The sequence below is a fragment of the Ideonella sp. genome, from assembly GCF_041914305.1.
Taxonomy (GTDB): domain Bacteria; phylum Pseudomonadota; class Gammaproteobacteria; order Burkholderiales; family Burkholderiaceae_C; genus Ideonella.
Window position 1 is genome coordinate 77,009 of the sequence record NZ_JAYSDQ010000007.1, and the last position, 12,925, is coordinate 89,933.

Consider the following 12,925-nt stretch of genomic DNA (forward strand, 5'->3'; position numbering starts at 1 on the left):
AGCGCGCAGCGGCCGGTGGCGCCGGGCTCAGCCGGTCAGCCGCTTGACGCTGGGCAATTCGCAGGCGTAGACCGCATTGCGCAGCGCCGCGATCGCCTCGTAGCGGGTGAAGGTCTTGCGCCAGGCCAGCACGACGCGGCGCGTGGGCACCGGGTCGGCAAACGGGATGAAGACCACGTGCAGCTGCGGCTCGCGCGGCACCGACAGCGCCGGCACCACGGTGACGCCCATGCCGGACGCGACCATGTGCTTGATCGTCTCGAGCGACGAGCCCTCGAAGCTTTTCTTGATGCCCTCGGCGTCGCTCGAAAACCGCGCGAACTCGGGGCAGACCTCTAGCACGTGGTCGCGAAAGCAGTGGCCGGTGCCCAGCAGCAGCATCGTCTCGCGCTTGAGCTCTTCCGACGTGATGCGCTCGCGCGACGCCAGCGGGTGCGTGCGTGGCACCGCGGCCATGAACGGCTCGTCGTACAGCGGCGCGATGGCCAGCCCGGTGTCGGGGAAGGGCTCGGCCATGATCGCGCAGTCGAGCTCGCCGGTGCGCAGCATGTCCAGCAGCTTGACGGTGAAGTTCTCCTGCAGGATCAGCGGCATCTGCGGCGTCAGCTCGATCGCGTTCTTCACCAGCTCGGGCAGCAGGTAGGGGCCGATCGTGTAGATGATGCCCAGCCGCAGCGGGCCGGCCAGCGGGTCCTTGCCGCGCTTGGCGATCTCGCGGATGCCCTGCGCCTGCTCGATCACCTGTTGCGCCTGGCGCACGACGGCCTCGCCCAGCGGCGTCATCGTGACCTCGTTGCTGCCGCGCTCGAAGATCTTCATGTCGAGCTCTTCTTCGAGCTTCTTGATGGCCACCGACAGCGTCGGCTGCGAGACGAAGCAGGCTTCGGCCGCGCGGCCGAAATGGCGCTCGCGGGCCACGGCGACGATGTAGCGCAGCTCGGTCAGGGTCATGGCGGCATTGTGCAGAGGTTCGCGTGACACCGCGCGGCGCAAGAAAAAGCCGCCCGGGCCGTGAGGCGCCGGGCGGCGGTCTTGAGGGCGGCGCCGCCGAAGCGGCGCGCGCCAGTGCCGTTGGATTACGGGCGGTTGACAGCGGTCCAGGCGGCGTTGACCGCGTTGACTTCGGCCGAGCCGGCGCCGTACAGGTCGGTCGCGGCCTTGACCGTGTCCAGGCGGGCCTTGGCGAAGGTTTCGCTGGAGGTCATGTACATCGACAGCGCGCGGTACCAGATCTTGCCGGCCTTGTCGCGGCCGATGCCGGTCAGCGTGCCGTTGCCGGTCGCGACGCGGGTGTTGCCGGACACGCAGGTCTTGGACGGCGAGCCGTTGGTCGTGCCTTCGGCCAGCAGGTAGTAGAAGTGGTTGGCCACGCCCGACGAGTAGTGCACGTCGAGGTTGCCGACACCGCTGTACCAGCAGTCGGACGACGCGCCGTCGCTGCTCGGGGTGATCATGTTGCGCAGCGGCGAGCTCGACAGCTCTTCGCCGATCAGGTAGTCGCCCGGGTCGTTGGCGTTGTTGGCATAGAACTCGGTCATCGAACCGAAGATGTCCGACGTGCCTTCGTTCAGGCCGCCCGATTCACCCGAGTAGATCAGCGCCGCGGTGCGCGAGGTCACGCCGTGGGTCATCTCGTGGCCAGCCACGTCCAGCGACACCAGCGGGGTGAAGAAGCTGCCGTCGCCGTAGGTCATGCAGAAGCAGCTGTCGCTCCAGAACGCGTTGTCGTAGTTGTTCGAGTAGTGCACGCGCGAACGGGCGCCCTTGCCGTCATTCGCGATGCCGTTGCGGCCGTGGACGTTCTTGTAGTAGTCCCAGGTCATGTTCTGGCCGTAGTGGGCATCCGCACCGACCGTCTCGTTGCTGGATTCGGAGTTGTTGCCCCAGACGTTGTCCTTGCCGGAGAAGATGGTTTCGCTGCCGGTGGTGTGCTTCATGTCCACCGTGTAGTGCTTGCCGCGGGTGATGTCCTTCAGCTTGTACTTGCCGGTCGAGGCGTTGAAGGTGTCGTGCAGCGGCACGTTGCCCGAGTACAGCGTCTTGCCCTGGCCGATGTTGTCGGCGGTGTGGATGTCGTCCCAGTGGTCGAGCACCTTGCCGCCGGCACCGATGATCACGTGGTGTTCGCTCGGGGTGCCGTCGGCCTGCACGCCCTTGATCAGCACGTTCCAGGCCAGTTGCGGCTGGGTGTCGCGGGCGTAGACGACCAGCTGCTGGCTGTCGACCTTGCCGTCGCGGTGCGGGAAGGCGGCCAGGGCCTTGGCGGCGGCGTCGCGCGAAGCCATCTGCGGCTTCACGTCGAGCTCGATGCGCGAGGCTTGCGAGATCGACAGGTCCTTGTACTGGCCGCTGGGCGACAGGTGCACCACCAGGTCACCACCGATCACCGGCAGGCCGCGGTACAGGCGGGCGAAGCGCACGTGCTGCGAACCATCGGCATCGGCCATCAGGTCGCGTGCCTGGAAGCTGTCGCCGGCGGACACCTGGCCGGCGGCGGCCGCTTGGCCCTTCAGGTGTGACAGCGCACGTTGCACGGCTGGGTGGTCGGCGGCCGGCGCGGCGGCCTGCACGGCCAGCGCGGCGAACGACGCCAGTGCAGCGATCGTCGCTTGATGAATCAAGGTGAACTTGGTCATGGTGTCTCCAACGGTGAATTGGCAGGGGATGCACGGTGCCCGGCGTTTGATGACGCGGGCAACAGTCTTTGCACCTGGGCCGTAGCGGCGGCGAGGCCGGGCAAGTGCTTCACACACTGTCGGCGTCAGCGGGGGGCACCAACCATCCCGAGAACTGGGGGGCGGGTTAACGCCTCTTCACGGCCCCACCGGGCGTCACGCGTCTCACCGGGTTCCGTGGTGTGTGGCCCCGTTGATGGTTGTTGATCATTGCGGGGCGCGTCGCGGCGCCGCGCCTTCGCCTGCTCAGGCCTTCAGGTAATCGAGCTGGTGGCCGAGCCAGCGGGTGACGTGGGACTGCGCGGCCTGCGGGTGGTGGTCGAGCAGCCAGGTGGCTTGGCGGCGGGCCTGGGCCAGCAGCGGCGCGTCGTCGGCCAGGTCGGCGAAGCGCAGCAGTGCATCGCCCGACTGGCGTGCGCCCATGAACTCGCCCGGCCCACGGATCTCGAGGTCGCGCCGCGCGATCTCGAAGCCGTCGTGGGTCTCGGCCATTGCGCGCAGGCGCTGCTTGCCGCTGTCCGACAGGGGCGACGAGTACATCAGCACGCAGACGCTGGCCACTTCGCCGCGCCCCACGCGGCCACGCAGCTGGTGCAGCTGGGCCAGGCCGAAGCGCTCGGCGTGCTCGACCACCATCAGGCTCGCGTTCGGCACGTCGACCCCGACCTCGATCACCGTCGTGGCCACCAGCACCGCCAGCTCGCCAGCCTTAAAGCGGGCCATCACCGCGGCCTTGTCGGCGGCTTTCAGGCGACCGTGGATCAGGCCGACCTCGACGCCGGACAGCGCGGCGCTCAGCTGCGCGTGGGTTTCGGTGGCGTTGCGCAGCTCGGCCATCGGCTTGCCGCGCGCGGGCTGGGCCGGTGCCTCGCCGGTCTCTTCGGCGGCCTCGATCAGCGGGCAGACCCAGTAGACCTGCTTGCCCTGCGCCACCTCGTCGCGGATGCGGGCGATCAGCTCGTCGCGCCGGTTGTCGGCGATCAGCTTGGTGACGATCGGCGTGCGCCCGGGCGGCAGCTCGTCGATCGTCGACACCTCCAGGTCGGCGAAGTAGGTCATCGCCAGCGTGCGCGGGATCGGCGTTGCGCTCATCATCAGCAGGTGCGGTTCGAGTTGTCGATCCCCCGGCAGCTGCAGCTTGCGCCGCAGCGCCAGCCGCTGCGCCACGCCGAAGCGGTGCTGCTCGTCGACCACGGCCAGGCCGAGCCGCGCGAACTGCACGTCGCCCTGGATCACCGCATGGGTGCCGACGGCCAGCGCGGCCTCGCCGCTGGCCACGGCCGCCACGGCGCGCGCGCGGGCCTTGCCGCGCTGGCTGCCGGTCAGCCACGCCACCTGCACCCCCAGCGGCTGCAGCCACTGCACCAGCTTGGCGAAGTGCTGCTCGGCCAGGATCTCGGTCGGCGCCATCAGCGCGCATTGCCAGCCGGCGTCGATCGCCACCGCGGCGGCCAGCGCCGCGACCACCGTCTTGCCGGCGCCCACATCCCCTTGCAGCAGCCGGTGCATCGGCCGGCCCAGCGCCAGATCGGCGGCGATCTCGCGCGCCACGCGCTGCTGCGCGCCGGTCAACTGGAACGGCAGCGCCGCCAGCAGGCGCTCGTGCAGGCCGCCGGCGCGCGTGGCGAGCAGCGGCGCCGCCAGCCGCGCCCGCTCGCGCCGCGATTGCGCCTGCGCCAGCTGCTGCGCCAGCAGCTCTTCGAACTTCAGCCGTTGCCAGGCCGGGTGGCTGTGGTCTTCGAGCGTGGCCAGCGCGGTGTGGGGCGGCGGGTGGTGCAGGAACAGCAGCGCCTCGCGCAGCGGCGGCAGCCCGGCCGGCACCACGCCGGCCGGCAGCACCTCGGCCAGATTGGCGCGCTGCAGCCCCGAGGCCACCGCCTTGCGCAGGTAGGCCTGCGGCAGCGCGGCGGTGCTGGGGTAGACGGGGGTCAGCTCGGCGGCCAGCGGCGTGTCCGGCTGCACCGCCTTGAACTGCGGGTGGACCATCTCGCGGCCGAAGAAGCCGCCGCGCAGCTCGCCGCGGGCGCGGATGCGCGCGCCGGGCTGCAGCGTCTTCTGGTGCGAGGGGTAGAAGTTGACGAAGCGCAGCACCAGCGCCTCGCCCTCGTCGTCGGCCAGCCGCACCACCAGTTGGCGGCGCGGGCGGAACTCGACCCGCGCGTCCTGCACCACCGCCTCGATCTGCAAGGTGTCGCCAGGCCGGGCCTGCGCCAGCGGGGTCAGCTGGGTCTCGTCTTCGTAGCGCAGCGGCAGGTGCAGCGCCAGCGCGATCGGCGTCGTCAGCCCCAGCGTCTCGAGCGCCCGCGCCGGGCCGGACTTGGCGGGGGCGGTGGTTTCGGCGCTGGGCATCGCGGCATTTTCACTGCGGCCACCTCGGCGGCCACCGCTGCAGCGCCCACGCCACAGGCGGTGACGGCCGCTTGCGACTGCTCACGAACCCTGAGCACAGGGCGGCCGAATTGGCAGGACAATTTGCCCGCGCCCTCTTCTTGCCATTGCCCACCATGCGTTTCGCTGTCCGTCTGCTTGTTCTGATCACCACCGTGCTGGGCCTGGGCGTGGCCTTCGCATGGGCCTGGGACCGCTCCGATGCGCGCGCCCAGGCCAGCCCGGCGGCCCCGCAGCAGGCGCCGGCGCCCAGTTCTCACTGATCGTGCGAGGTTCGGTGGCCCGGCGCGGAACCGAATCGTGCCGGTGTCCCCTAAGACGGGCATGCTGCACGCGGGGCCCACACGCCCACGCGGCGGCGTGGAACAATCCGGCCATCGTGTTTGAAGGCCGGTGAAGCCTGCAAGCCCATGCCCGCCCAGAACAGCCGACCCTACACCCTCGCCGATTTCGACTTCACGCTGCCGCCCGAACTGATCGCGCAGCACCCGAGCCCGGAACGCAGCGCCTCGCGCCTGCTCGACGGCCGTGGTGAGCGCCCAGTGGACCGGGTCTTCCGTGAACTGCCCGCGCTGCTGACGCCGGGCGACCTGCTGGTCTTCAACGACACCCGCGTCATCAAGGCCCGGCTGCTGGGCGAAAAGCCCACCGGCGGCGCGGTCGAGGCGCTGGTCGAGCGCATCGTGCCCGACGTCGACGGTGAACCACCGCACCAGGTGCTGGCCCACCTGCGCGCGAGCAAATCGCCCAAGCCGGGCAGCAGCGTGCGCTTCGGCGACGCGGCGCAAGGCTTCGACGCCGAAGTGCTGGGCCGCGCCGGGCCGGACGATTCGCTCTTCCGCCTGCGCTTTCCGGCCCACCCGCTGGCGCTGCTGCAGGCCTTTGGCCACGTGCCGCTGCCGCCCTACATCACCCATGCCGACGCGCCGGACGACGAGCAGCGTTACCAGACGGTGTTCGCCAACCGCCCGGGCGCGGTCGCCGCGCCGACCGCGTCGCTGCATTTCGACGAGGCCGTGCTGGCGGCGCTGGCCGCGCGCGGTGTCGACACCGCCCGGGTCACCCTGCATGTCGGTGCCGGCACCTTCCAGCCGGTGCGCAGCGAGAATCTGGCCGAGCACCGCATGCACAGCGAGTGGTTCGAGGTGCCCGAGGCCACGGTCCAGGCCGTGGCCCGCACCCACGCCGCCGGGCGGCGGGTGGTGGCGGCCGGCACCACGACGCTGCGGGCGCTCGAATCGGCCGCCAAGCGCACGCCGGGCCAGGGCCTGAGCGCCGCGCAGCAGGGCGAGACCGACATCTTCATCACCCCGGGCTTCGAGTTCGAGGTGGTCGACCGGCTGATCACCAACTTCCACCTGCCCAAGAGCACGCTGATGATGCTGGTCAGCGCCTTCGCCGGGCACGAGCATGTGATGGCGTTGTACCGCCATGCGATCGAAGCGCGCTACCGCTTCTTCAGCTACGGCGACGCGATGCTGCTGGACCGCGCCCGCACCATGCCATGAAGCTCGTGCCGCTGGGGCAGGTGGCCGCCCAGGTCAAGGGCGCGGCCCCCCTGCCTTTCAGCGTGCGCGATGCACAGGGCGGGCTGCTGCTGGCCCGCGGCAACCTGATCACCAACGACGCGATGCGCGACGCGCTGCTCGAACGCGGCGCCTTCGTCGACATGGACGAGGTGCGCGCCGGCCAGCGCGACAACGCGTTGCCGATCGGCGAGCGGCGACTGAACCTCTGGCGCGGCCTGATGACGCGCCTGAACGTGACGCTGCAAGACCCCGCGGCCAAGGGCCTGGAGACCAGCATCCGCGGCATTGCCAGCGAGCTGGGCGCGCTGGTCAAGAGCGATCCCGACATGGCGCAGGCGCTGCTCGCCCACCCCGACCTGTGTGCCGAGCTGCCCTACAGCGTGGCCCACTCGGCCCGCGTGGCGGCCACCTGGGCGCTGCTGGCGCTGCGCCAGGACGGCGCCGAGCCGGCCGCGCTCGAGGTGCCGCTGGCCGCCGCGCTGACTATGAACCTGGGCATGCTGCAGCTGCAGGACCGGCTGACCAACCAGGAAGGCCCGCTCAAGCCGGCCCAGCGTGACCAGATCCAGCTGCACCCGAAGCAGAGCGCCACGATGCTGCGGGCGGCCGGCGTCACCGATGCGCTGTGGCTGGCGATGGTCGAGCAGCACCACGAGGTGGCCGGCGGCTCGGGCTACCCGGCGGCGCTGGCCGAGCCGCTGCCCGAGGCGCGCCGGCTGCACCTGATCGACATCTACTGCGCCTGCTTCGGCTCGCGCGCGCAGCGGCCGTCGCTGCTGCCCGATGCCGCCGTGCGGCGCCTGTACCAGCAGCACGCCAAAGACCCGACCGCGCTGGCCCTGGCCAAGGAGTTCGGCCTGTACCCGCCCGGCACCGTGGTGCGCCTGGCCTCGCTCGAGCTGGCGCTGGTGGTGCGGCGCGGCGTGGCGATGAACGCGCCGGTCGCGATCGCGCTGCAGAACGCCAACGGCGAAGCGCGGGTCACGCCGGCCCGGCGCGACACCAGCCAGCCCGGCCACACCGTGGTGGCGGCGGTCAACCCGTCGCTGCTGAGGGTGCGCATCCCCTGGGCCCAGTTGTTCACGCTGTTCTAGCCGCGGGCGCCGGATCCAGCGCGGCGACAATCCGGCCCATGCTCCAGTTCGAACTCCTGGCCACCGAAGGCCACGCGCGGCGCGGCCGTCTGACGCTGAACCACGGTGTCGTGCAGACGCCGATCTTCATGCCGGTGGGCACCTACGGCACCGTCAAGGGTGTGCTGCCGCGTTCGCTGCACGACATGGGGGCGCAGATCATCCTCGGCAATACCTTCCACCTGTGGATGCGGCCGGGGCTGGACGTGATGCAGCACTTTGGCGGCCTGCACGGCTTCGAGAACTGGTCCAAGCCGATCCTGACCGACTCGGGCGGCTTCCAGGTCTGGTCGCTGGGCGAGATGCGCAAGATCAGCGAAGAGGGCGTCAAGTTCGCCTCGCCGGTCAACGGCGACAAGCTGTTCCTGACGCCCGAGATCAGCATGCAGATCCAGACCGTGCTGAACTCCGACATCGTGATGCAGTTCGACGAGTGCACGCCCTACGAGACCAAGGGCCACCTGACGACCGAGGCCGAGGCGCGTGCGTCGATGGAGCTTTCGTTGCGCTGGGCGCGCCGCTCGCAGGCCGAGTTCACGCGGCTACAGAACCCGAACGCCTTGTTCGGCATCGTGCAGGGCGGCATGTTCGAGCACCTGCGCGAAGAGTCGCTGGCCAGCCTGGTCGAGCTTGACCTGCCCGGCTACGCGGTCGGCGGCGTCTCGGTCGGCGAGCCGAAAGAGCAGATGCTGCGCATCATGGCCCACACGCCGCACCGGCTGCCGGCCCACAAGCCGCGCTACCTGATGGGTGTGGGCACGCCCGAAGACCTGGTCGAGGGGGTGGCCTGCGGCGTCGACATGTTCGACTGCGTGATGCCGACCCGCAATGCGCGCAACGGCCACCTGTTCACGCGTTATGGCGACCTGAAGATCCGCAACGCCCGCCACAAGAGCGACGAGCGGCCGATCGACGAGAGCTGCCGCTGTTATGCCTGCGCCGGCGACGGCCAGGGCGGCGGTGGCTTCAGCCGCGCCTACCTGCACCACCTCGAGCGCTGCGGCGAGATGCTGGCGCCGATGCTGGCGACGATCCACAACCTGCACTACTACCTGAACCTGATGCAGGAGGTGCGCGACGCGCTCGACGCCGGCCGCTTCGCCGACTTCCGCGTTCGCTTCGCCGCCGACCGGGCGCGCGGCGTCTGATAGCGTCGGCGCCGTGATGCGCCTCGTGATGAAGGCCCTGGCCTGGCCTTTCAAATGGCTGCTGGCGCTGCTGATCCTGTTCGAAGAATGGGGTTGGGAGCCGCTGCAGCGCCTGCTGGCCCGCATCGGCCGCTCGCCCGGCCTGCGCTGGATCGAGGGCTGGGTCCAGCGCCTGCCGCCCTATGCCGCGCTGGCGTTGTTCGTGCTGCCGGCGCTGGCGCTGCTGCCGATCAAGATCCTCGCGCTGTGGTTGATCAGCCTGGGGCGGGTCGTGCTCGGCACGGTGGTGATCCTGCTGGCCAAGCTGGTCGGCACGGCCGTGCTCGCGCGCCTGTTCACGCTGACCCAGCCGGCGCTGATGCAGCTGGGCTGGTTCGCCCGCACCTATGCGCGCTGGGCCGCGTGGAAGCAATCGCTGCTGGCCTGGGCCCGCGCGACGATGCCGTTTCGCATCGCCCGCGCCGTGCGGCGGCGGCTGCGCCTGCGCTGGCGCCGCTGGCGCGCGGCCTGGGGCTGACGCGCGGCGATGGACGCCTCGCTGATCGGTGCGCTGGACCTGCTGGTGCGCGGCGCGTTGGTGGCGCTGCTGCTGATGCTGACCGCGGCCTTGTGGCGCGAGCGGCCGGTGCCGCTGGCGGCGCAAGCCGGCGGGCTGCTCGGGCTGGGGCTGGCGCTGGCGACGCTGGGCACCGCACCGGCCCTGGCGCTGCAATTGACGCCGCTCGGCCGCTCGCCCTGGGTCGGGCTGGCCAGCGGCAACGCGCTGCTGTTCGCGTTGTTTGCCCGCGCCTTGTTCGACGATGCGGCGCGCTGGCGCGTGTGGCATGGGCTGGCGTGGGGCGCGCTGGTCGTGCTGGCCGCCGCGCGTTGCGCGGGGGCGTGGCCGGGCGGGCCGGCCGAGGTGGTGACGGCCGAGGTGGTGCTGACCCAGGTGCTGCGCTGGGTGCCGCTGGTGTGCGTGGCCTGGGTGGTGGCGGCCGCGCTGGCGCATTGGCGCGACGACCTGGTCGAGCGCCGGCGCCGGCTGCGCTGGTTCGTCGTCGTGGCCGGCAGCGTCTACACCCTGGGCATGCTGGGGGTGCGCTGGGCGTCGCCGCAGGGGGTGCTGTCGGCGGCGTGGGCCGGGGTGGACAGCGTGTGGCTGCTGGCGATCGTCGCGGCGCTGGCGGCCAGCCTGTTGCGTTTGCGGCCGAGCGAATTGTTCGCTTCGCTGGCACCGGCACCGCGGCCAACGACTGAGACGCCGCCGCCGGCCCCGAGCGAGCCCAAGCCACCCCCGACCGTCGACCCGACCGAGCAGGCCGACCAGGCGCTGGCCGAGGCGCTGCAGACCCTGATGGCGACCGAACGCCCGCACCGCAGCGAGGGCCTGACGCTGGCCACGCTGGCCCAGCGCCTGGGGGTGCCCGAATACCGGCTGCGAAGGGTCATCAACCAGCGCCTGGGCCACCGCAACTTCAGCGCCTTCGCCAATGGCCACCGGCTGGCCGAGGCCAAGGCCGCGCTGGCCGACCCGGCCCGGCGCACGCTGCCGGTGTTGACGATCGCGCTGGACGCCGGCTTCCAGTCGATCGGCCCGTTCAACCGCGCCTTCAAGGCCGACACGGGCCTCACCCCGACCGAATTCCGCCAGCAGGCCCTGGCCGAAAGCTGAAATCCCGCGCCGATTGCTGCAATCGGCCAGCGGTGGTCAGCCATCGGCCAGACCGGGCGCCGAGGCTTCGCGACGATGCGCCACGAACGGGGGCCGTCGCTCCCGGTGTGGACTCGAACCATGGGGTGGACCCTGAAACGCCTGGCGCTGGAGCTCGCCAGCGCCTCGACCTTGACCGCAGGCCTGGCCGGCTGCGCCGATTTCCCGCCGGTGCGCGCGGTGCGCATCGCCACCGCCGGCACCAGCGAGGTGATGTGCAACGCCGCCTTCGTCTCGCGGATCGACCCGCAGCGCGCCGATGCCGACGAGATGCGCCCGGCCGGCGGCATGGGCCTGATCGCCTGGGGCCTGCGCAGCGAGGTCGATGCCGAGCGCCACGAGGTGCGCACCACCTTTGCCGGCCGGGCGCTGGGCCGGGCCGTTTGGCGCGAAGGCGGCGGCTGCACCGTGGCGCATGGCGACGTGGCGCCGGTCGTGCCGGCGCCGATCCGCCGTGTCGAGCGGCCCGACCCGTTCCCGGGCCTGGCGGCACCGGTCGCGCCGGCCGACCCGCGCATCGCCGCCGCGGTCGAGGCGGCCTTCGCCGAAGAAGCCGGCGCCGCACCCCGCCGCACCCAGGCGGTGCTGGTGGTGCAGCACGGCCGCATCCTGGCCGAGCGCTACGCGCCCGACATCACGCCCGACACGCCGCTGGCCGGCCACTCGGTCAGCAAGTCGGTGGTGCATGCGCTGGTCGGTGTGCTGGTGCGCCAGGGCCGGCTCGATCCGAACGCGCCGGTGGCGGTGCCGGCGTGGCATTCACCGGGCGACCCGCGCGCGGCGATCACGCCCAACCTGCTGCTGGCCAACGCCAGCGGCCTGCCGTGGGACGAGGCCAGCCGCGGCTGGGACGGCGCGACCCGCATGTGGCATGTCGAGCCCGACCCCGCGGCGTTCGCCGTCAGCCTGCCCGCCGAAGCCGCGCCCGGCACCCACTTCGCCTACAGCAACGCCGGCTGGACGGTGCTGTCGCGCCTGCTGCGCGACCTGAACGGCGGCGACGCCGACGGCTTCAACGCCTTCGCCGAACGTGAGCTGCTGGCGCCGCTGGGCATGCGCCACACGGTGCTGACGCTGGACGCGACCGGCACACCGATGGGCGCCAACCTTTTCTTCGCGAGTGCCCGCGACTGGGCCCGCTTCGGCCTGCTGTACCTGCACGATGGGGTCGTCGACGGCCAGCGCCTGCTGCCCGAAGGCTGGGTGGCCGAGGCCCGCACACCGACGCTGGACGCCGGCTACGGCCGCGGCTTCTGGCTCAACCACCGCCACGACCGCCACCCGCTGCCGGGCCGCTGGGGCCTGCCCGGCGCACCGGCCGAAGCCTTCTTCGTCCGCGGCTACCTGGGCCAGTTCATCGTCATCGTGCCCAGCCTCGACCTGGTCGTCGTGCGGCTGGGTGTCAGCTACCGCCCCGGTGGTGATGTCGAGACCGTCGGTCAGCTGGTCGGCGCGGTGGCCGCGGCGGTCGATGCCTCACTCACCGTGGCGGGCGGCGCGCCGGGCACCGCCAGCGGCAGGTCGAGCGTGAAGGTGAAGCTGGTGCCGTGACCGGGCGCGCTGCGCACGTCGAGCTCACCGCCCATCGCACGCACCAGCTGGCGGCTGATCACCAGGCCGAGGCCGGTGCCGCCGGCGTGTCGCGCGGCATCGCCGACCTGGTGGAACGGCCGGAACAGCTTGGGCAGGTCTTGCGGTGCGATGCCCACACCGGTGTCGGCCACCTCGAACTGCAGCCGGGCCATGCCCGCGGGGCCGGTGGCGGTGCGCACACGCAGCACCACCTCGCCTTCGTCGGTGAAGCGCACGGCGTTGGCCAACAGGTTCAGCAGCACCTGGCGCAGGCGCTGCGCGTCGACCCTCACGCCATTCGGCAGCGCCGGCGCGTCGAGCCGCAGCACCAGCCGCTTGTGTGCCGCCTGCGGCCGCACGAAGTCGGTCACGTTGTCGAGCCAGGTCGGCAGCCGCAGCGGCGCATCGTGCAGCACCAACGAGCCCGTCTCCAGGCACGACAGCGTGAGGATCTCGTCGACCAGCGTCAGCATGTGGTGGCCGGCCTGTTCGATGATCTTCAGGCCATGGGCCTGCTTGGCCGTCAGGCCGGCCTCGGTGTGCAGCAGCTCGGCGTAGCCGAGCACTGCATTCAGCGGCGTGCGCAACTCGTGGGTCGTGCGGGTGAGGCAGGCGTGGCGCGTGCGTTGCGCCTCGGCAGCGGCGTCACGCGCGTGGGCCAGGTCTGCGCGCAATTGCGCCACTTCGGCGCTGCGAGCCGACCACGGCCAGCGAACCAGGGCCCTGAGCGGGAACTTGAAGCGACTGTTGAGCACCTGCATCGCCTGGGCTCCTTTGCCTGCGCGGC

11 protein-coding genes are annotated in these 12,925 nt (G+C 71.5%); 7 read left to right on the forward strand and 4 right to left on the reverse strand.

The genetic code is table 11. From position 1 onward, the window contains the following. Positions 1-27 precede the first annotated feature (27 nt). The 3 genes from ACE3SG_RS11225 to recG all read right to left on the reverse strand — a co-directional run bounded on the left by ACE3SG_RS11225 (position 28) and on the right by recG (position 5,024). Complete coding sequence (locus tag ACE3SG_RS11225; RefSeq protein WP_374565013.1) at positions 28-951, reverse strand: LysR substrate-binding domain-containing protein; 924 nt, start codon at positions 949-951, stop codon at positions 28-30. A gap of 125 nt (positions 952-1,076) precedes the next feature. Next, complete coding sequence (locus ACE3SG_RS11230) at positions 1,077-2,636, reverse strand: M4 family metallopeptidase (protein WP_374565014.1); 1,560 nt, start codon at positions 2,634-2,636, stop codon at positions 1,077-1,079. 285 nt (positions 2,637-2,921) lie between these two features. Further along, complete coding sequence (recG, locus tag ACE3SG_RS11235; RefSeq protein WP_374565016.1) at positions 2,922-5,024, reverse strand: ATP-dependent DNA helicase RecG; 2,103 nt, start codon at positions 5,022-5,024, stop codon at positions 2,922-2,924. A 155-nt stretch (positions 5,025-5,179) separates the two neighbouring features. On the opposite strand from recG, the gene ACE3SG_RS11240 reads away from it, so the two are divergent. From ACE3SG_RS11240 to ACE3SG_RS11270, 7 genes are all read left to right on the forward strand, one after another. Continuing rightward, positions 5,180-5,326 carry a hypothetical protein gene (locus ACE3SG_RS11240; protein ID WP_374565018.1) on the forward strand — a complete coding sequence of 49 codons (147 nt, stop codon included), beginning with the start codon at positions 5,180-5,182 and terminating at the stop codon, positions 5,324-5,326. A gap of 147 nt (positions 5,327-5,473) precedes the next feature. Next, a complete protein-coding gene (queA, locus tag ACE3SG_RS11245; RefSeq protein ID WP_374565020.1) occupies positions 5,474-6,571 on the forward strand; it encodes a tRNA preQ1(34) S-adenosylmethionine ribosyltransferase-isomerase QueA in 1,098 nt (365 codons plus the stop codon). Continuing rightward, positions 6,568-7,686, forward strand: a complete 1,119-nt coding sequence (locus ACE3SG_RS11250) for an HD-GYP domain-containing protein (protein WP_374565022.1) — start codon at positions 6,568-6,570, stop codon at positions 7,684-7,686. Before queA ends, ACE3SG_RS11250 begins: the two co-directional genes overlap by 4 nt. 38 nt (positions 7,687-7,724) lie before the next feature. Next, on the forward strand, positions 7,725-8,873 hold the full coding sequence (gene tgt, locus ACE3SG_RS11255) for a tRNA guanosine(34) transglycosylase Tgt (protein WP_374565023.1): 1,149 nt from the start codon (positions 7,725-7,727) through the stop codon (positions 8,871-8,873). A gap of 16 nt (positions 8,874-8,889) precedes the next feature. Then, on the forward strand, positions 8,890-9,390 hold the full coding sequence (locus ACE3SG_RS11260) for a hypothetical protein (RefSeq protein WP_374565024.1): 501 nt from the start codon (positions 8,890-8,892) through the stop codon (positions 9,388-9,390). Positions 9,391-9,399: 9 nt separating this feature from the next. Continuing rightward, positions 9,400-10,527, forward strand: coding sequence for a helix-turn-helix domain-containing protein (locus ACE3SG_RS11265; protein WP_374565025.1), 1,128 nt, complete (start codon positions 9,400-9,402; stop codon positions 10,525-10,527). A 120-nt stretch (positions 10,528-10,647) separates the two neighbouring features. Further along, on the forward strand, positions 10,648-12,117 hold the full coding sequence (locus tag ACE3SG_RS11270; protein WP_374565026.1) for a serine hydrolase domain-containing protein: 1,470 nt from the start codon (positions 10,648-10,650) through the stop codon (positions 12,115-12,117). Here ACE3SG_RS11270 and ACE3SG_RS11275 read toward each other — a convergent pair. Beyond that, positions 12,006-12,899 carry a sensor histidine kinase gene (locus ACE3SG_RS11275; protein ID WP_374565027.1) on the reverse strand — a complete coding sequence of 298 codons (894 nt, stop codon included), beginning with the start codon at positions 12,897-12,899 and terminating at the stop codon, positions 12,006-12,008. The genes ACE3SG_RS11270 and ACE3SG_RS11275 overlap by 112 nt on opposite strands. Between the last annotated feature and the right edge of the window lie 26 nt (positions 12,900-12,925).